Source organism: Nonomuraea sp. NPDC002799 (assembly GCF_053592075.1).
In genome coordinates, this window is the sequence record NZ_JBSFVA010000070.1 from 1 (window position 1) to 18,324 (window position 18,324).

Sequence of the window (18,324 nt, forward strand, 5' to 3'; positions counted from 1 at the left end):
GGCGCCCGCGGCGATGTTCTGGCCGCCCGCGCTGTTGTCCGTGCTCGGTCTCGCGTTCGCGCCGCTGGCGTCGTGGTACGGCACCGCCATGTCCGGATATACGCGGACTTATAGGGATCCGGGGCTTGAGACCCATCTGGTGCTGTGGAGCGGATTCTCCCTGCCGCTGCTGCTCTCGGCGGCGGCGCTGGCGGCCGGCGTGCTGCTCTTCCTGTTCGGGGAGCCGGTGGCGAGAGCGGGAGCGGCCTGGCACCTGATCGACTCCAACCAGATCTTCTGGACCGTCCTCCGGCGCCTCGACCGCTTCGCCGTCCAGCTCACCGGCTTCGTCCAGCGCGGCTCCGTGCCCGACTATCTGCTGCTCACCCTGGTGGCCACGGTCGCCGTCGGCCTGTTCTCCCTCATCTACGGCGGCTCGCCCCGCCTGGACGTGCCGGTCCTGCTGTGGCAGCGCCCCGAGCAGCCGGTCGTCACCGTCCTCATCGTGGCGGCGACCGTGCTGGCCCTGCTCTCACGCGCGTACATCCTGCTGGCCGTCGTCATCGGCCTCACCGGGTACGGCACGGCGCTGCTGTTCCTGTCCCACGGCTCGCCCGATCTGGCGCTCACCCAGTTCCTGGCCGAGACGCTCAGCCTCGTGGTGTTCGCACTGGTCCTGCGCAGGCTGCCGATCGTCTCGGTCAAGGGGCGGCTGGCGTTCCCGTTCCGGCTGGCGCTGGGGCTGGCCGTGGGCGTGGTGGCCACGGGCGCGGGCATGCTGGCGATGGCCGCGCGCGGCACCGAGCCGATCGGCGCGCTCATGGGCCCCGCGGCCCAGGAGGCGGGCGCGCGCAACATCGTCAGCGCGCTGATCCTCGACATCCGCGCCTGGGACACCATGGGCGAGAGCACGGTGCTCGTGGTGCTGACGCTGGGTGTGACGAGCCTGGTGTTCCTGCGGCGCCGGTCGTACCACATCGAGCGCAGCGAGCGGCAGCACGGCGAGCGCACGCACTGGCTGGCGGCCACGCTGCCGCGCGGGCAGCGGGCGCTGGCGTTCGAGGTGGCGGCCCGGCTGACCTTCCACACGGTGTTGCTGCTGTCGGTGTTCCTGCTGTTCATCGGGCACAGCGGCGTCGGCGGCGGGTTCGCGGGCGGCATCGTGGCCGGGCTGGCGATCACGGTGCGCTATCTCGCGGGCGGCCGGGACGAGCTGGCCACGGCCCTGCCGGTGCACGCCGGCGTGCTCATGGGGATCGGGCTGACGCTGTCGACCGGCACGGCGCTGATCGGGCTGCTGTTCGGCGGGGCGGCGCTGGACATGCTGGCCACGGACGTGAGCGTGCCGCTGGTCGGGCACGTGCACGTGTCCACGGGGCTGCTGTTCGACCTCGGCGTGTACGTGTCCGTGGTCGGCATGGTCCAGGACGTGCTGCGCAGCCTGGGCGCCGAGCTGGACCGGCAGATCGAGGCGGAGGAGAGCCCGTGAGCATCCCCCTGCTGCCGTTCCTCGCCTGCTGCGCGATGATCACGACCGGCGCGACGCTGCTGCTGGAGCGGAGCCTGGTCCGCCTGCTCGCGGGCGTGATCGTGCTGGGCAACGGCGTGAACCTGCTGATCGTCACCGCGGGCGGCCCCCCGGGCGGGCCGCCCTTCGTCGGCACCACCGGGATGGCCGACCCGCTGCCGCAGGCCATGGTGCTCACCGCCGTCGTGATCACCCTGGGGATGACGGCGTTCCTGCTGGCCCTGGTGCACCGGTCGTGGCAGCTCACCGGCAGCGACGAGGTCCAGGACGACACCGAGGACCGGCGCATCCGGCTGCGCGCCCGGCGCGGCGAGCTGGGCGACGCCGTACGCGCCCGGCAGGACGCCTACCGGCGGCTCGTCGCCGGGCAGCGGGCCGAGCTGGCGAACCTGGAGGCCGAGCAGGCGGAGCGGGAGCGGCTGGAGGAGGCCGACCTGGAGCGGCGCATCTCCAGGGTGCACACCGAGCTGGCGCAGTGGATGGACGAGGGCAAGCAGGAGGGCCTGTCGGAGACGGAGCTGCAGCGGCACTTCGAGGACATCGGGGAGCGGACGGACGCCGCCGCGCAGGACAACCTGGAGCGGATCGAGGAGCTGCGCCAGGAGCACGAGCGCGGGCGGGACACGCAGGCGGCCAGGGAGAAGGCGCTGCGCAAGCGGCTGCGCGGCCGCCAGCGGGAGGCGCGCCGGCAGATGCGGGCGGCCATCAGGGAGGAGCGCGAGCGGCAGGCGCTCGCGGCCGATCCGGAGCTCGAGGGCGACGAGGGGTGATGGACGGCCTGGTCTGCGTGCCCGTGCTGCTGCCGCTGCTGGCCGCCGGTGTGAAGCTGGCGATCGGCGGGCGGCTGCGCCGGCTGCAGTCGGTCATCAGCCTCGTCACGCTGGCCATCTCGCTCGTGGTGTCGGTGCTGCTGCTGATCGAGGCGGACACGCACGGCACGCTGGTCACCCACCTGGGCGGCTGGCCGTCGCCGATCGGCATCTGCCTGGTCGCCGACCGGCTGTCGACGCTGGTGCTGGTGGTGTCGTCGGCGGTGACGTTCTGCGTGATGGTGTACTCGGTCGCCAACTCCTACGACGAGCAGGAGCACGACGCGCCGATGGCGATCTTCCATCCGGCGTTCCTGGTGATGGTGGCGGGGGTGGCGGACGCGTTCCTGTCGGGGGACCTGTTCAACCTGTTCGTGGCGTTCGAGCTGCTGCTGAGCGGCTCGTACGTGCTGCTCACCTTCGGCGGCACCGAGTCCAGGATCCGGGCCGGCGCCACGTACACGCTGATGGCCCTGGCCTCGTCGATGTTGTTCCTGATCGCGCTGGCCATCAGCTACGCCGCCACCGGCACCCTGTCGCTGGCGCAGCTCGCCGAGCGCTTCGCCACGCTGCCCGATCTGGTGAAGCTGCTGGTGGAGCTGACGCTGCTGCTGGCGTTCGCCATCAAGGCGGCGATCTTCCCGCTGTCGGCGTGGCTGCCGGACTCCTACCCGACCGCGCCCGCGCCGGCCACCGCCGTGTTCGCCGGGCTGCTCACCAAGGTCGGCGTCTACTCGATCATCCGGCTGGAGGCGCTGCTGTTCCCCGGCGGGCCGGTGTCGACGCTGCTGATGTGGGTGGCGCTGGCGACCATGCTGATCGGCGTGATCGGCGCGGTCGCGCAGACGGACATCAAGCGCATGCTCTCGTTCACGCTGGTCAGCCACATCGGGTACATGGTGTTCGGCGTGGGCCTGTCCACGCTGGCCGGCCTGGCGGGGGCGATCTTCTACGTGGTGCACCACATCACCGTGCAGACGAGCCTGTTCCTGGTGACCGGGATGATCGAGCGGCGCACCGGCACCACGTCGGTGACCAGGCTCGGCGGGCTGATGAAGGCCACGCCGCTGATCGCGGTGTTGTTCTTCGTGCCCGCCATGAACCTGTCCGGCATCCCCCCGATGTCGGGCTTCCTGGGCAAGCTGATGCTGGTGCAGGCGGGCCTCGCCGCCGGCGGCTGGCTGCCGGTCATGCTGGTGGCCGGCAGCCTGGTCACGAGCCTGCTCACCCTGTACGCCGTCGCCAAGACGTGGGGCAAGGCGTTCTGGCGCGGCCCCCGAGAGGATCGGGTGGGCACCGTCGTGGAGAGCGAGGAGGACACCGGCGAGGACCCGATCGTGACCACCACCGCGCTGCCGGCCGCGCTGCCGGCCTCGGTCACGGCGCTGGTCGTGCTCGGGTTGTCGTTCACGGTGCTGGCGGGGCCGCTGTCGTCGCTGGCTCAGCGGGCGGCCGGGGATCTGATGGCGCGCGAGCCGTACATCACGGCCGTGCTGAACGGGCCGCGGTGAAGGCCCGGCTGCTGGCGCCGCGGCTGTTCGGCCGGCGGGTGCCGCTGACGCTGGTCGCCTGGCTGACGTTCGTGTGGGTGATGTTGTGGGGCGATCTGTCGGTGGCCAACGTGCTGGGCGGGCTCGTGGCCGGGCTCGTGGTGACGTGGCTGCTGCCGCTGCCCGTCCTCGACCCCGGCATCAGGCTGCGTCCGGTGGCGCTGGTGCGGTTCCTGCTCTGGTTCGGCTGGGATCTGGTGGTCTCCACCGCGCGCGTCGTGGCGTGGGTCGTGCGGCCCGGGGTGGTGCCGACGCAGATCGTCCGCGTCCGGCTGCGCACGTCGTCGGAGTCCATGACCGTGATGGTCATGATCGCGCTGTCCACCATGCCCGGCAGCCTCGTCGTGGAGGTCTACGCCGAGCGGCGGGAGCTGGTGCTGCACGTCCTGGGGCAGCCCGGCGACGCCACCGAGGGCGTGCGGGCGGAGGTGGCCGGGCTGGAGTCGCGCATCGTGGCGGCGTTCGGCACCCGGCGGGATCGGGAGGAGATGTTGTGACGGCGGTCTACCTGGTGGCCATCGGCCTGCTCGGCTGCGGGGCCGCGGCCGCGCTCTGGCGGGTGGGGCGCGGGCCTACGATGCTGGACCGGGCGGTGGCGCTCGACGTGCTGACGTCGTTGTCGATGTGCGGCGCCGGAGCGTTCGCCGTGGTACGCGACGACTACTCGGACCTGCCGATCCTGCTGGTGTTGTCGTTGCTGGGCTTCGTCGGGTCGGTGTCGCTGGCCAGGTTCTTCGCGGGGAGGTCGCGGTGATGTCGTGGTGAGGTCATCGTGAGCGCGCTGGACGCCGTGGCGGCGTTCTGCCTGCTGCTGGGGGCGGTGCTGGCACTGTCGGCGGGGGCCGGTCTGGTGCGCTTCCGCACCACGCTGGACCGCATGCACGCGGGCACGAAACCGCAGGTGCTCGGCGTGCTGCTGGTGCTGCTGGCGATGTGGCTGCATCGGCCGACCTGGTCGAACGCGGGGCCGCTGCTGCTGGCGGGCAGCTCTCAGGTGATCACCGTGTCGGTGGCGGCGTACATGGTGGCGCGCGCCGCCTACCAGCGTCAGCCCTCGCGGGACGACGACGGCACCGCGCTGCCGCCGGAGGACCCGGCGTCGGACGAGTCACCGTCGATCGAGTCGCCGTCGGTGGAGTCGCCGTCGGTGGATTCGCCGTCTGCGGAGTCGCCGGCCAAGGACGACTGATCCGACCGGCTGAGCGCCGCCTGGCCGAACCAGGTCCACAGGGCCAGCGCGGCGAGCAGCCCGGCGGTGATCACGGCCAGCGTGGCCTCGAACAGGTAGTCGATGACGAACATGGTGGACGTCGTCATCGACACCGCCAGCGCCAGCGCCCCCGCGAGGCCGTAGAAGTTGGAGCGGCGGACCAGCGTCTCCTTGCGGCCCTGGCGGAACAGCACCCGGTGCTGGGCGGTCGGCGCGATGTAGCAGATGGACGCCACCGCGGCGCTGACCAGCGCCGCGTAGTAGAGCCACCGGTCGGCTCCGTCCGTCTGGGCGAAACCGGTCGAGAACGGCACGGTCAGCAGGAAGGCGAACAGCACCTGCACCCCGGTCACCGCCACGCGGGCGCCCTGCAGCAACTCCACGAAGTTGCGATCCGCCCGCTCAGCGTCCGATTCGTTCTTCACGCCGGTCTCCCGCCTTAGACAACGAGAGACTAACTTCCTTTCCAAGAAACGCTAAAACATGGACATCAGGATCTTTCCCGGCGTGATAGGCAGATCGCGCACGCGGTGGCCGGTCGCGTGGTGCACGGCGTTGCCGATCGCGGCCGCCGTGCCGACGATGCCGATCTCGCCGATGCCTTTGCTGCCCATGGGATTGAGGGCGTCGTCCGGCTCGTCCAGCCAGACCGCCTCGACGAGCGGCACGTCGGCGCAGGCGGGCACGTGGTACTGCGCCAGGTCGCGCCGCAGGAACCCGCCGAACTCGGCGTCGGTGAGCGTCTCCTCCATCAGCGCCATCCCCAGGCCCATCGTCATGCCGCCGATGAACTGCGACCTGGCCAGCTTGGCGTCCAGGATGCGGCCGGCGGCGAAGACGCCGAGCAGGCGCGGCACGCGTATCTCGCCGGTGACGGCGCTGACCCGCACTTCGGCGAACTGGGCGCCGAAGGCGTGCCTGGCGAGCCGCGCGTCGCCCTTGATCTCCTCGGTGGTGTCGGCCCGGCCCTCCTTGCCGTCGCGCCGCAACGCCTCGCAGGCGCGCACGACGGCCGACCCCCACGAGGCGGTGCCCATGGAGCCGCCCGCGACGGGCGCCTGCGGCAGGTCGCTGTCGCCGATCTCCACGCGCACCCGGTCCGGGGCGACGCCGAGCGTGGCCGCGGCGATCCTGGTGAGCACGGTACGGGCGCCGGTGCCGATGTCGGCGGCGGCCACCTCGATGAGGAAGCCGCCGTCCCGCAGGGTCGCCACGGCCTTGGACGGCCTGCGGCCGGCCGGGTAGGTCGAGGCGGCGACCCCGGTGCCGATCATCCACTCCCCCGAACGCCTGAGGCCGGGCCGCGGGTCACGCCCGTCCCAGGCGAAGCGGCGGGCGCCCTCGCGCAGGCAGGCGACGAGGTTGCGGGAGCTGAACGGCAGGCCGCCCTCCGGCTCGGTGTCCGGCTCGTTGCGCACCCGCAGCTCGACGGGGTCGAGGCCGGCGGCGCAGGCGAGCTCGTCCATGGCGGACTCCAGCGCGTACATGCCGGGGCATTCGCCGGGGGCGCGCATCCACGACGGAGTGGCGACGTCGAGCCTGACCAGCCGGTGGGCGGTGCGCAGCGCGGGCGTGGCGTACATGACGCGGGACGGCACGGCCGTCTGCTCGGCGAACTCCACCAGCGTGGAGCTCTGCTCGAACACCACGTGCTCCAGCGCCGTCAGCCGCCCGTCCGCGTCCGCGCCGAGCCGCAGCCGCTGGATCGTGGGCGTGCGGTAGCCGGTGACGTCGAACATCTGCTGACGGGTGAGCACGACCTTGACCGGGCGGCCGGTCGCCCTGGCCGCCAGCGCGGCGAGGATGGCCTGCGGCCGGGTGCTGCCCTTCGAGCCGAAGCCGCCGCCGACGTGCCGCGACACCACGCGCACGCGGTCGGTAGGCAGGCCGAGCGTCTTGGCGATGGCGTCGCGGGAGGTGGACGTGCCCTGCGCGGTGTCGTAGACCAGCAGCCGGCCCTCGTCGTCCCACAGGGCGATGGCGGCGTGCGGCTCCATCGGGTTGTTGTGCAGGACCGGGGTCGTGTAGGTGACGTCGACGGTGCTGGCGGCCCCGGCGAGACCGGCTTCGACGTCGCCCTTCACGGTGTCGGACGGGAAGGCCGGGTTGACCACCTCGGGCCGGTAGAGGCCGGGGTGGCCGGCGCTGAGGGTGACGTCGTGGGCGCCCGGCTCGTAGGTGACGCGGACGGCGCCGGCGGCGGCGCGGGCGTTCTCGTAGGTGTCGGCGACGACGGCGGCCACGAGCTGGCCCCGGTAGGCGACGTCGCGGCTCTGGAAGACCGCCAGGTCGCCGTCGGCCTCACCGGCCAGCTCGGGCGGGTCCGCGCAGGACAACACGGCCAGCACGCCCGGCATCGCGCCGGCCTGCTCCGCGTCGACGCTCGCGACGCGCCCCTTGGCGATGCGGGACTGCACGGGGCAGGCGTGCACGAGACCTTCGATCGGGTACTCGGCGGCGTACGTGGCCAGCCCGGTGACCTTGGCACGACCTTCGACGCGGTTCACGAGGCCAGCTCCTCCAGCGTGCGGACGATCAGGTTGCGGGCCAGCGGCACCTTGAAGGCGTTGCGCGGCAGCGGGCCGGCCTGCGCCAGCTCGGCCTCGGCGGCGTCCAGAAAGGCGTCGCCGGTCGCGGGGCCGCCGATCAGGGCCCGCTCGGCGCGTTCGGCCCGCCAGGGCGCGTGCGCGACGCCGCCGAGCGCGATGCGGCAGTCGCCGACCACTCCGTCCTTCACGTCGAGGACGGCGGCGATGGACACCAGCGCGAACGCGAACGACGCCCGCTCGCGCACCTTGCGGTAGGCCGAGGCGCCGGGCGGCGGCGCGGGCAGCTCCACGACGGTGATCAGGTCGCCGGGTTCGAGCACGGTGTCGCGCTCGGGCTGGTCGCCGGGCAGGCGGTGCAGCCCCGGCATGGGGATGATCCGGTCGCCGCCGGGACCGGTGATGTGCACCTGGGCGTCCAGCGCGGCCAGGGCGACGGCCATGTCGGACGGGTGGGTGGCCACGCACGCCTCGGAGTGGCCGAGCACGGCGAGGTTGCCGTGGTCGCCCTCGATCGCCGGGCAGCCGGAGCCTGGCTCGCGCTTGTTGCACGGCCTGGTCACGTCCTGGAAGTAGGAGCAGCGGGTGCGCTGCAGCAGGTTGCCCGCCACGGTCGCCATGTTGCGGACCTGGCCGGACGCGCCGCTCAGCACCGCCCGCGCGAGCATCGGGTAGCGGGCGCGGACCAGCGGATGGGCGGCGAGGTCGCTGTTGCGGACGGCGCCTCCGACGCGCAGCCGCTCGCGGATCGGCTCGATGGCGTCGAGCGGCAGGCGGCTCACGTCCACCAGGTGGTCCGGGCCGGCCACCCCCAGCCGCATGAGGTCGACGAGGTTGGTGCCGCCGCCGAGGTACATGGTGCCGGGCTTGTATCTGCGCACCGCGTCCGACGAGCTGACGGCGCGGACGTACTCGAAAGCCTTCACGGCGCCACCTCGGCGATCGCGCTGACGTTCTCGAGGACCTTCACGACGCCACCTCGGCGATCGCGCTGACGATGTTGACGTAGGCGCCGCACCGGCACAGGTTTCCGCTCATCCGCTCTCTGATCTCCTCGGGCGTCAGGGCGGGATCGAGAATGAGGTCGCCGGTGACGGCGCTCGGCCCCGGCTCGCCCAGCATCCCCTCCGCCGAGCAGAGCTGCCCCGGCGTGCAGTAGCCGCACTGGAAGGCGTCGTGCTCGATGAACGCCGCCTGCAGCGGATGCAGCTCCTCCCCGCTCGCCAGGCCCTCGACGGTGGTGACGTACGAGCCGTCCACGGCCACCGCCAGCGCCAGGCACGCGTTGGCGCGCCGCCCGTCGATCAGGACCGTGCACGCCCCGCACTGCCCGTGATCGCAGCCCTTCTTCGCGCCGATCAGCCCCAGCCGTTCGCGCAGCAGGTCGAGCAGCGACATCCTGGGGTCCACGTCCGCCGTGCGCGGGACCCCGTTGACGTGCAGGGTGATGTCCATGGCGCACGCCTACCCGATCTCTTCTCCGGACAACCTCTGGGCGCCGCAAAGGGGACGACCGGCCGTTCGTCCCCGTGCGTCCGTTTTGTGGTTGCAGGGGCGGGTAGCCGAGCCGTCATGAACCGGGCATGGACCAGCAGATGACCGAGTCGGCGGCGGTTCTGACGGTCAACGCGGGATCGTCGAGCCTCCGCCTCGACTTCGTCGAGGGCGGCAGCGTGCTGGACAGCGCGCACGCCGAGCGCGCCATCGACCCGGCCGCCGCCGGGCAGGAGCTGGCGGCCTTCCTCGGCAGCCACTTCGACCGCGACGTCAGCGCCGTCGCCCACCGGCTGGTGCACGGCGGAGACCTCGTACGCGGCCCTGTCGTGGCCGACGACGAGACGGTCGCGGGACTGCGCGGGCTCACCAGCCTGGCGCCGATGCACCTGCCGCCGGCGCTGGCCCTGCTGGACGCGGCCCGCGAGCAGTTGCCCGCCGTCCCGCACGTGCTCTGCCCCGACACCGCCTTCCACGCCGGGCTGCCGGACGAGGCCGCCGTCTACCCCGTGCCACGGGAGTGGCGCGAACGCTACGGCCTGCGCCGCTACGGCTTCCACGGGCTGTCCTACGCGTGGGCGCTCGACCGGGTGGCCGAGCTGCTCGGCAAGCCGGCGGCCGACCTGGAGCTGGTGCTGACGCATCTGGGGGGCGGCAGCTCGGTGTGCGCGGTGTCGGGCGGGCGGAGCCTGGACACCTCGATGGGCTTCACGCCCCTGGAGGGCATGCCGATGAGCAAGCGCTCGGGCAGCGTGGATCCGGGCATGCTGGTGTGGCTGCTGTCGGAGGGCCACCTGTCCGTGGCGGAGCTCGGTGAGGGCCTGACGCGGCGCTCGGGGCTGCTGGGCCTGTCCGACGGCCGCTCCGGGGACACGCGCGACCTCGTCGCGGCCGAGCGGGACGGCGACGAGGCCGCCGCGTTCGCGCTGCGGGTCTTCAGCCACCGCGTGGCCCGGGAGATCGCCGCCGCGGCCACCTCTCTCGGGCGCGTGGACGCGCTCGTGTTCACCGGCGAGATCGGCTGGGACCAGCCCGAGGTGCGCGACGCCGTGTGCCGCCGCCTGGGCCTGCTCGGCGTCGAACCCCCCGTTCACGGCAACCGCGACGACGACGGGCCGGTCAGCGCGGACGACGCCGCCGTCCCCGTCCTGGTGATCCAGGTACGGGAGGAGCTCCAGCTCGCCCGGGAGTGCCTCCAGACGCTCGCGGGCGGCCACGCCTGACGAACGGGAGCTGTGGGCGGCACCGACCTGGAGACCTGCCCGGCGGCCGGGTGAGCGTTTGTCGGTGGCGGATGGTTTGATCTCTGCTGTGGAGGCGTCGGTCGAGCAGCTCGTCTATGTCCGGGAGGACGAATACACCGTGGCGCGCATGAGCGCCGACGGCGAGCCCGACTTCGTGGCCACCGGGCGGGCGCTGGCCGCCGTGCAGCCCGGCGAGACACTGCGGCTGCACGGCGAGTGGGGCCGGCACGCGCGCTACGGCCGGCGGTTCGCGGTCAGCGAGTGCGAGCGGGTGGTGCCCTCCTCGGTCCGCGCCATCCGCATCTACCTGGGGTCGGGGCTGATCAGGGGGATCGGGCCGAAACTGGCGTACGCGATCGTCGACCACTTCGGCGAGGCCACGCTCAAGGTGATCGACGGCGAGCCCGGCCGGCTGACCGAGGTCGTCAACATCGGGCCGCTGCGGCAGGGACAGATCGTCGAGGCGTGGCGGGAGCAGAAGGCCATCGCCGCGCTGATGGTGACGCTCCAGGGATTGGGCGTCAGCCCGTTGCTGGCGGCGAAGATCTACCAGGTGTTCGGGCAGGACGCCGACGAGATCCTCGCCACCGACCCCTACCGGCTCATCGGGCGGGTGCGGGGCATCGCGTTCCGGATCGCCGACAAGATCGCGCTGCAGTCGGGCGTGCCGGAGCGGAGCCCGCAGCGGGTCAAGGCGGCGCTGCTCGACCGGCTGGAGGCGGCCGGCAGCCGCGACGGCCACTGCTTCGTGCCGGTCCTCGCGCTGGTCAGGGCGGCGGCGGAGCTGATCGAGCAGGATCAGGAGCTGGTCCGCCCGATGGTCGACGCGCTCGTCGCCGACCGCCGCCTGGTCGTGGAGACGGGTCCCGACGAGCCGGGGCAGCAGGTCGCGTACGCCAAGCACGTCCACAGCCGCGAGGTCGCCCTGACCGCCGAGCTCACCCGCATCATGGGCGCCCGCTCCACCCTGCCCCTGCGCGCCTACCACGAGGACCCGGGGCTCCACGACGACCAGCGCGCCGCCGTCAACATGGCGCTGACCTGCACCGTCTCCGTCCTCACCGGCGGTCCCGGCTGCGGCAAGAGCCACACGGTGAAGGCCATCGCGACCACCGTCAGAGCCGCCGGCGGCACGGTGACGCTCACGGCGCCCACCGGCAAGGCCGCCAAGCGCCTGTCGGAGCTGACCGGCCTGCCGGCGATGACCGTGCACCGCATGCTCGCCCACCAGGCCGACCCCGATCCGGCGGCGCTGTTCGGCGCCGAGACGCCCGCGCAGGCCGACCTGATCGTGGTGGACGAGGCCTCCATGCTCGACCTCCACCTGGCCACCCGGCTCGCCGCGGCCGTCCCCTCCGGGAGCCACCTGCTGCTCATCGGCGACAGCGACCAGCTTCCCAGCATCGGCCCCGGCGACGTCCTGTCCGATCTCTTGCGCGTCCTGACGATCCCGCGGGTCCAGCTCACCCACGTCTTCCGGCAGGCCGGCGGCAGCGGCATCATCGAGGCGGCCCACCGGGTCCGGGCCGGGCGCCTGCCGGGGACGCCGGGCGGGGGCGGGTTCTGGTTCGAGGAGCTCGACGATCCCGAGCAGGTCGCCAGGCGGGTCGCCCACCTGGCGATGGTCGCGATCCCGCGCAAGCAGGGCGTCGAGCCCGGCCAGGTGCAGGTGCTCTGCCCGATGCGCAAGGGCGAGACGGGGGCCGCCGCGCTCGGCCGGCTGATCCAGGACCAGCTCAACCCGGCCGCCGACGACAAGGCCGAGCACTGGTCGGGCGCCACGGTGTTCCGGGTGGGCGATCGGGTGATGCCGATCCGCAACAACTACGACAAAGGGGTCTTCAACGGGGAGACCGGGACGGTGACGGCCGTGGTGCGGGAGGAACGCGTCGTCGAGATCCGGACGGACGACGGGGAGAGCGTGCGCTACGGGTTCGACGAGCTCGACGAGCTGACGCACGCGTACGCGATCAGCGTGCATCGCTCGCAGGGCAGCGAATACCCGTTCGTGGTGGCGCCGATCGTGGCCGAGTCCGGCGGGATCATGTTGCGGCGCAAGCTGCTCTACACGCTGCTGACCCGGGCCAAGGCGTGGGTGGTGCTGGTGGGGCAGCGGGAGGCGCTGGAGCTGGCGGTGCATCGGATCGGCCACCGCCGCAACACGGGCCTGTCCCGCCGCCTCACCCTGACCCTCGACCCCTGACCCTCACATGGTGGGGGTTGGGCGGGAGATCGCGGTGGACAGGAGTTCGGCGAGGTGGCGGCCTTGGCGGCCGGTGTGGGCGGCGGCGATCTGCACGCGGCAGGAGAAGCCGTCCGCCAGGATCGCCTCACCGGGCGCCGCGGCGCGTACGGCGGGCCAGAGGGCTTCTTCGGCGCAGGCCACGGAGACGTCGTAGTGATCGCGCTCGAACCCGAAGTTCCCGGCCTGCCCGCAACATCCGGCGTCGAGCACCGACGTACGGATCCCGAACCGGTCGAGCACGGCACGATCGGCGTCGTACCCCATGACGGCACTCTGGTGACAGTGCACCTGCGCCACCGCCTGCCCGCCCGCCGACGCCGGCCGCCAGTCCGCGGCGCGGTCCTGGAGCAGCTCGGCCAGCGTCAGCGTCCGCTCGGCGATCAGCCGCGTCTCCGGCGTGTTCAGCAGCTCGGGCCCGTCGGAGCGGAAGACGGCGGTGCAGCTCGGCTCCAGCCCCACGATCGGCACCCCGGCCTCGGCCCACGGCCGCAGCGCCCGCACGCTGCGCGCCAGCACGCGCCGCGCGATCCCGAGCTGCCCCGTGGAGATCCACGTCAGCCCGCAGCACAGCGCCACCGGCGGCACCTTCACCTCGAACCCGGCCGCCTCCAGCACCCGCACGGTGGCCTGCCCGACGTGCGGGTCGAAGTTGTTGGTGAAGGTGTCGGCCCACACCACCACCTGCCCCCGCGTGCCGGGCCCCGCGCCGGCCCGCCGCTTGAACCAGTCGGTGAACCGCTCCCCGGCGAACCTGGGCAGCTCCCGCTCCTGCGCCACCCCCGCGACGGCCTTGATCACCCGCGACAGCAGCGGCAGGTGGCCGGCGGCGTTCAGCGGGCCCGGCGCGGCGGAGGCGAGCGCCGCCCACAACGGCAGCCAGCCCATCGAGTAGTGGGCGCGCGGCCGGACCCGGCGCCGGTAGTGGTGGGCGAGGAACTCCGCCTTGTACGTGGCCATGTCCACGTTCACCGGGCACTCCGACTTGCAGCCCTTGCAGGCCAGGCAGAGGTCGAGCGCGTCGTGCACCGCCTGCGAGCGCCAGCCGTCGGTGATGAGCTCGCCGCGCACCATCTCCTCCAGCAGCCGGGCCCGCCCGCGCGTGGAGTGCTCCTCCTCGCGCGTGACGCGGTAGCTGGGGCACATCACACCGCCCTCGAACGTCTGCTTCCGGCAGGCGCCGGTGCCGACGCAGCGGGTGGCGGCGTGCCCGAAACGTCCGTGGTCGTTCGGATGGTCGAAGAACGTGTGCCGGGGCTCCAGGGGGTAGAAGTGCCGCTGGGCCAGGTCCTCGTCGAGGCGGCGCGGGTGCACGACCTTGCCGGGGTTCATCCGGTTCCTGGGGTCGAAGATGGCTTTGAGGCGGCCGAACGCGGCGACGACCTCGTCCCCGAACATCCTCGGCAGCAGCTCGGCCAGCGACTGGCCGTCGCCGTGCTCGCCGGACAGCGAGCCACCGTAGGAGGCGACCAGGTCGGCCCCCTCCTCCGCGAACGCCCGGTAGCGCGCGATCCCGTCGTCGGTGTGCAGGTCGAGCGGGAGCCGCCCGTGCACGCAGCCCTGACCGAAGTGCCCGTACAGCGTGGAGTCCTGGTAGCCGTGGCGGCGCAGCAGTCGCTCGTAGTCGCGCAGGTACGCCCCCAGCCGGCCGGGCGGGACGGCCGCGTCCGACCAGCCCTCGTACGTCTGGCGGCCCGTCGGCGGGTACGCCTCCACGCCCAGCCCCGACTCGCGCCACCGCCACAACCGGTCCTCCTCGGCCGGGTCGCCGAGGAAGCGGTGCGTCGTGTGCGAGCCGACGGCGTCGATCAGCTCCATGGCCCGCGCCCTGGCCACCTCGGGCGAGTCACCGCCGAACTGCACCAGCAGCCACCCCGCCCCCTCGGGCAGCTCCTGGAGCGCGGGATCGTCCGGGTGCTCCTCGCGGGCGAGCCGGTACATCCTCTCGTCCATGGCCTCCAGCGCGAGCGGCCGGTGCCGGGCCACCATGGGGACCGCGTCGGCGGCCGTGAAGATGTCCGCGAACCCCAGCACCGCCAGCGACCGGGCCGGCGGCCTCGGCACCACGGCCAGCTCCGCGCGCAGCACCGTCACCAGTGTGCCCTCGCTGCCGACGAGGGCGCGGGCCAGGTTGAAGCCGTTCTCGGGCAGGAGCTGGTCCAGGTTGTAGCCGGACACGCGCCGCTCCAGCTTGGGGAAGCGGGTGCGGACCAGCTCCATGCTCTCGTCGCGCAGCTCGCGCAGCCGCCGGTAGATCTCCGCGAGCCGGCCGCCGGCCGCCTGGACGCGCGCGTACTCGGCCTCGTCCGTCGGGCCCACCCACGCGCGCACGCCGTCGTAGGTGAGGATCTCCAGCCGCAGCACCGAGTCGGCCATCTTCCCGTACGCCTGCGCGGACGCCCCGCACGAGTCGTTGCCGATCATGCCGCCGATCGTGCAGGCCGCATGGCTGGACGGCCTGGGGCCGACCATGAGCCCGTCCGGCGCCAGGACGTGGTCGACCGCGTCCAGCACCGCCCCGGCCTGCACCGTGATGCGGCGCGCGGCCCGGTCCACGGACTCGACCTTGCCGCAGTGCTTGGACCAGTCGATCACCACGGCCGTGTTGCAGCACTGCCCGGCCAGGCTGGTGCCGCCGCCCCGTGACAACACCGGCACGTCGCGGGAGCGGCACACCGCCACCGCGGCCACGCCGGCGTCGAGGGTCCTGGGCACCACCACGCCGATCGGGATCTGCCGGTAGTTGGAGGCGTCGCGCGAGTAGACGGTACGGCTGCCGGTGTCGAAGCGCACCTCGCCGTCGACGGCCTCTTCCAGGCGCCGGCGCAGGGTCTCGACGTCGATCTCACGGGGCGGCGCGGGCAGGTGGCCGGCGGGTGCTTCGACGAGGCTGTCCATGCCTCCGCACGTACCCCGGCCGCCTCACCCGCGTCCCAACCGCGGGCCAAGGACCGTCCTGGACTCCGGGAAATCGGCGTGCGGGTGCGGGCGCGGAGGCGGGATCATGGCGGCCATGGACGAGCGGCGCATGATACGGATCTCCAAATATCTGGCCACGCACCTGCGGCACGATCCGCAGGGCATCGGGCTCACCCTCGACGCGGGTGGCTGGGTGCCGGTGGAGGTGTTGTTGCGGGCGGCGGCCGAGCACGGGTTCGCGATCGGCGCCGAGGAGTTGCGCGAGGTCGTCGAGTCGAACGACAAGCGGCGGTACGCGATCGAGGACGGCCGGATCCGGGCCAGCCAGGGGCACTCGGTGCCGGTGGAGCTGGGCCTGCCCGCCGTGGAGCCGCCCGAAGTGCTCTATCACGGCACCGTGGGGCGGTTCGTGGCGGCGATCCGGGAGGAGGGGCTACGGCCGATGAGCCGGCAGCACGTGCACCTGTCACCGGATCGGGAGACGGCCACGCGGGTCGGCACGCGCCGGGGTGTCCCCGTGGTGCTGGTGGTGGCGGCCGGGGCGATGCACGCCGACGGCCACCCGTTCCGGCTCAGCGCCAACGGGGTGTGGCTGGCCGGCCACGTGCCGCCCGGCTACCTGCGCTTCCCCTCCTCCTGAAGGGCGTCGCGGGCGGCCATCAGGGCGAAGCCGAGCAGGTTGAGGCCCTGCCACGTCGCGGGCGAGGCGGCCCGCTCGTCGGCGGCCGTCAGCCCGATGCCCCACACCCGGTCGTGCGGGCTGGCCTCCACCAGCACCCGTTTCGCCGTGCCGAGCAGGAAGTCCGCCAGCTCAGCGTGCTGGCCGAACTTGGCGGTGTTCCCGCGGGCCACGATGGCGAAGCGCTGCGCGTTCCACCGCTCCTCGTCGAAGCCGCGCACGGTGCGGCCGAGGGTCTTCGCCTCGCCGGGACGGCCGGCCGCGAGGATGCGGGCGGCGCTCTCCTCGTCCCCGAACAACCACGCCTTGTGCGCCATCATGTAGTGCTCGGCCGAGGCGAACACGTGCCCGTCCTCGCTGAACTCGACCGGCCACCACTGGCTCAGGCACCCGGGCCCGGCGCTGCCGTCGCGCGTCGGCTGATGGCCCCAGAAATACAGATATTTCAAGCTACGCCCGGCTTTTTCAGCGGCGATGGTCTCGTCGACGGTCATAGGCAGCTCATCGGACATGTCGCCTACGGTGTCACATCGGCGGCTCTGGTGAGCCGCTCGGCGACCTCGCGCAGCACCGGCAGCAGCTCGGCCGGTTCGAGGACCTCGAAGTCGAAGCCTTTGCCGGCCACGTGCACGGCCAGCTCGCCGAGGGAGTCGGAGCCGGCCAGGAACAGGCACGTCCGCGCGTCGACCGCCTCCAGCCGCCCCGCCCCCGGCGAGGTGCGCGGCGCGACCGCCTCCAGGGGCGCGTGGAAGAGGATGCGCGCCTGGTAGCGGTAGGGCGCGGAGGTGATGGCACGCGACACGTACGCGGCCACGTCCTCCTGCGGCGGCGTACGCGGCGTGAACCGCGCCCCCTGCGCCCCCAGCGGTCCCTCGATCCGGTCCACCCGGAACGTCCGCCAGTCCTGCCTGCCCACGTCCCAGGCCAGCAGGTACCACCGCCGGGGCGTGTGCACCAGCCGGTGCGGCTCCACCTCGCGCTCCGAGACGCCCGCGCGCCCCCGGTGACGCAGCCGCAGCCGGCGCCGGTCGCGGCAGGCGGCCGCGAGGGCGGTCAGCAGGTCGGCGTCGACCGCCGGGGCGGCCGCCCCGGCCAGCGGCACCATGGCCGCCTGGAACGCGGTGACCCGGTGCCGCAGCCGCGACGGCAGCACCTGCTGCAGCTTGGCCAGCGCCCGCAGCGAGCTCTCCTCCAGCCCGGCGACGTTGCCGGTGGCGGCCGTCCGCAGGCTGATCGCCACGGCCACCGCCTCCTCGTCGTCGAGCAGCAGCGGCGGCAGCGCGGCGCCCACTCCGAGCCGGTAGCCGCCGGCCACGCCGGGGGTGGCGTCCACGGGATAGCCCAGCTCGCGCAGGCGGTCGACGTCGCGCCTGATGGTCCGCAGGCCCACCTGCAACCGCTCGGCCAGCTCGGCGCCGGTCCAGTCGATGCGCGACTGGAGGAGGGAGAGCAGGCGGAGCAACCTGGCCGACGTTTCCAGCATGCGGCCATTTTGCCCTGCATTGGTGCCGGACCCTGTCACCAATGCCTCCTACGGTGCAGCCATGACGAACACCTCTCCGATCACCCCCTTTCGCGTCGAGATCCCGCAGGCGCGGCTCGACGACCTCCGCGACCGGCTCCGGCGTACCCGCTGGGCACCCGAGCTGCCCGGCGCCGGCTGGGAGCGCGGCGTCCCCACGAGCTACCTGCGCGAGCTCGCCGGGCACTGGGCCGGCGGCTTCGACTGGCGGGCCCAGGAGGCGGCCCTGAACGCCCATCCGCAGTTCACCACCACGATCGACGGCGCGAACGTGCACTTCCTGCACGTGCGCTCCGCCGAGCCGGACGCCACCCCGCTGCTGCTCCTGCACGGCTGGCCGGGCTCGGTCGTCGAGTTCTTCGACGTCATCGGCCCGCTCACCGACCCGGTGGCGCACGGCGGGAGCGCCGCCGACGCCTTCGACCTGGTGATCCCGTCGCTGCCCGGCTACGGCTTCTCGGGCCCGCTGCCGGGCACCGGCTGGACCGACGGCCGCACCGCCGCCGCGCTGGTCGAGCTGATGGCCAGGCTCGGCCACCAGCGGTACGGCGTCCAGGGCGGCGACGTCGGCGCCTTCATCGCGCCGCTGATGGGCCGGGCCG

The 18,324-nt window shown here is 73.1% G+C and carries 16 protein-coding genes and 1 pseudogene; 10 read left to right on the forward strand and 7 right to left on the reverse strand.

Annotated features, from left to right (window positions below):
- From mbhE to ACWD0F_RS50165, 6 genes and pseudogenes are all read left to right on the forward strand, one after another.
- The coding region (mbhE, locus tag ACWD0F_RS50140) for a hydrogen gas-evolving membrane-bound hydrogenase subunit E (protein WP_449889970.1) at positions 1–1,468 on the forward strand (1,468 nt) is incomplete at its 5' end.
- Entirely contained in the window at positions 1,465–2,277 is an 813-nt protein-coding gene (locus tag ACWD0F_RS50145) for a Na(+)/H(+) antiporter subunit C (protein WP_449889972.1), read from the forward strand. The genes mbhE and ACWD0F_RS50145, both read left to right, overlap by 4 nt.
- On the forward strand, positions 2,277–3,827 hold the full coding sequence (locus tag ACWD0F_RS50150) for a Na+/H+ antiporter subunit D (protein WP_449889974.1): 1,551 nt from the start codon (positions 2,277–2,279) through the stop codon (positions 3,825–3,827). Before ACWD0F_RS50145 ends, ACWD0F_RS50150 begins: the two co-directional genes overlap by 1 nt.
- Positions 3,824–4,363 (forward strand): Na+/H+ antiporter subunit E, encoded by a 540-nt coding sequence (locus ACWD0F_RS50155; protein WP_449889976.1) that lies wholly within the window; start codon positions 3,824–3,826, stop codon positions 4,361–4,363. Before ACWD0F_RS50150 ends, ACWD0F_RS50155 begins: the two co-directional genes overlap by 4 nt.
- Positions 4,360–4,620, forward strand: a complete 261-nt coding sequence (locus ACWD0F_RS50160) for a monovalent cation/H+ antiporter complex subunit F (RefSeq protein WP_449889977.1) — start codon at positions 4,360–4,362, stop codon at positions 4,618–4,620. The genes ACWD0F_RS50155 and ACWD0F_RS50160 overlap by 4 nt, the downstream gene beginning before the upstream one ends.
- A 36-nt stretch (positions 4,621–4,656) precedes the next feature.
- Positions 4,657–4,896: pseudogene (locus ACWD0F_RS50165) on the forward strand (cation:proton antiporter); the annotation flags it as partial.
- 17 nt (positions 4,897–4,913) lie between these two features.
- Here ACWD0F_RS50165 and ACWD0F_RS50170 read toward each other — a convergent pair.
- From ACWD0F_RS50170 to ACWD0F_RS50185, 4 genes are read right to left on the reverse strand one after another with little or no spacing between them, the layout of a single operon-like run.
- A complete protein-coding gene (locus tag ACWD0F_RS50170; RefSeq protein WP_449889979.1) occupies positions 4,914–5,501 on the reverse strand; it encodes a DUF6328 family protein in 588 nt (195 codons plus the stop codon).
- 51 nt (positions 5,502–5,552) lie between these two features.
- A complete protein-coding gene (locus tag ACWD0F_RS50175) occupies positions 5,553–7,583 on the reverse strand; it encodes a xanthine dehydrogenase family protein molybdopterin-binding subunit (RefSeq protein WP_449889981.1) in 2,031 nt (676 codons plus the stop codon).
- Positions 7,580–8,548: an FAD binding domain-containing protein gene (locus ACWD0F_RS50180; RefSeq protein ID WP_449889983.1), complete on the reverse strand. Its 969-nt coding sequence runs from the start codon at positions 8,546–8,548 to the stop codon at positions 7,580–7,582. The genes ACWD0F_RS50175 and ACWD0F_RS50180 overlap by 4 nt, the downstream gene beginning before the upstream one ends.
- Positions 8,549–8,588: 40 nt before the next feature.
- Positions 8,589–9,077: a (2Fe-2S)-binding protein gene (locus ACWD0F_RS50185; protein WP_449889985.1), complete on the reverse strand. Its 489-nt coding sequence runs from the start codon at positions 9,075–9,077 to the stop codon at positions 8,589–8,591.
- Between the two features lie 128 nt (positions 9,078–9,205).
- Between ACWD0F_RS50185 and ACWD0F_RS50190 the strand changes: the two genes are divergently transcribed.
- Together ACWD0F_RS50190 and recD2 are read left to right on the forward strand one after the other, a co-directional pair.
- A complete protein-coding gene (locus tag ACWD0F_RS50190) occupies positions 9,206–10,339 on the forward strand; it encodes an acetate/propionate family kinase (protein WP_449889986.1) in 1,134 nt (377 codons plus the stop codon).
- Between the two features lie 88 nt (positions 10,340–10,427).
- The gene (recD2, locus tag ACWD0F_RS50195) at positions 10,428–12,563 is read left to right on the forward strand and encodes an SF1B family DNA helicase RecD2 (protein WP_449889988.1); all 2,136 of its coding nucleotides are present in this window, start codon (positions 10,428–10,430) and stop codon (positions 12,561–12,563) included.
- A gap of 3 nt (positions 12,564–12,566) precedes the next feature.
- On the opposite strand, the gene ACWD0F_RS50200 is transcribed toward recD2, so the two are convergent.
- Entirely contained in the window at positions 12,567–15,500 is a 2,934-nt protein-coding gene (locus tag ACWD0F_RS50200) for an FAD-binding and (Fe-S)-binding domain-containing protein (protein ID WP_449889990.1), read from the reverse strand.
- A 115-nt stretch (positions 15,501–15,615) separates the two neighbouring features.
- Between ACWD0F_RS50200 and ACWD0F_RS50205 the strand changes: the two genes are divergently transcribed.
- Positions 15,616–16,161 carry an RNA 2'-phosphotransferase gene (locus ACWD0F_RS50205; protein WP_449889992.1) on the forward strand — a complete coding sequence of 182 codons (546 nt, stop codon included), beginning with the start codon at positions 15,616–15,618 and terminating at the stop codon, positions 16,159–16,161.
- Here the strand turns inward: ACWD0F_RS50205 and ACWD0F_RS50210 are convergent.
- Together ACWD0F_RS50210 and ACWD0F_RS50215 are read right to left on the reverse strand one after the other, a co-directional pair.
- Positions 16,137–16,712, reverse strand: coding sequence for an NADAR family protein (locus ACWD0F_RS50210; RefSeq protein ID WP_449889994.1), 576 nt, complete (start codon positions 16,710–16,712; stop codon positions 16,137–16,139). The genes ACWD0F_RS50205 and ACWD0F_RS50210 overlap by 25 nt on opposite strands.
- 5 nt (positions 16,713–16,717) lie before the next feature.
- Positions 16,718–17,683, reverse strand: a complete 966-nt coding sequence (locus ACWD0F_RS50215; RefSeq protein WP_449889995.1) for a helix-turn-helix transcriptional regulator — start codon at positions 17,681–17,683, stop codon at positions 16,718–16,720.
- Between the two features lie 61 nt (positions 17,684–17,744).
- Between ACWD0F_RS50215 and ACWD0F_RS50220 the strand changes: the two genes are divergently transcribed.
- On the forward strand, positions 17,745–18,324 hold a 580-nt coding region (locus ACWD0F_RS50220), incomplete at its 3' end, for an epoxide hydrolase family protein (protein WP_449889997.1).

Bases quoted from the DNA above. Each gene is read 5' to 3' on its own strand.
- ACWD0F_RS50215 (WP_449889995.1), bottom strand. From the start codon at position 17,683: ATGCTGGAAACGTCGGCCAGGTTGCTCCGCCTGCTCTCCCTCCTCCAG.
- ACWD0F_RS50150 (WP_449889974.1), top strand. From the start codon at position 2,277: ATGGACGGCCTGGTCTGCGTGCCCGTGCTGCTGCCGCTGCTGGCCGCC.
- ACWD0F_RS50200 (WP_449889990.1), bottom strand. From the start codon at position 15,500: ATGGACAGCCTCGTCGAAGCACCCGCCGGCCACCTGCCCGCGCCGCCC.
- ACWD0F_RS50185 (WP_449889985.1), bottom strand. From the start codon at position 9,077: ATGGACATCACCCTGCACGTCAACGGGGTCCCGCGCACGGCGGACGTG.
- ACWD0F_RS50205 (WP_449889992.1), top strand. From the start codon at position 15,616: ATGGACGAGCGGCGCATGATACGGATCTCCAAATATCTGGCCACGCAC.
- ACWD0F_RS50190 (WP_449889986.1), top strand. From the start codon at position 9,206: ATGGACCAGCAGATGACCGAGTCGGCGGCGGTTCTGACGGTCAACGCG.
- ACWD0F_RS50210 (WP_449889994.1), bottom strand. From the start codon at position 16,712: ATGTCCGATGAGCTGCCTATGACCGTCGACGAGACCATCGCCGCTGAA.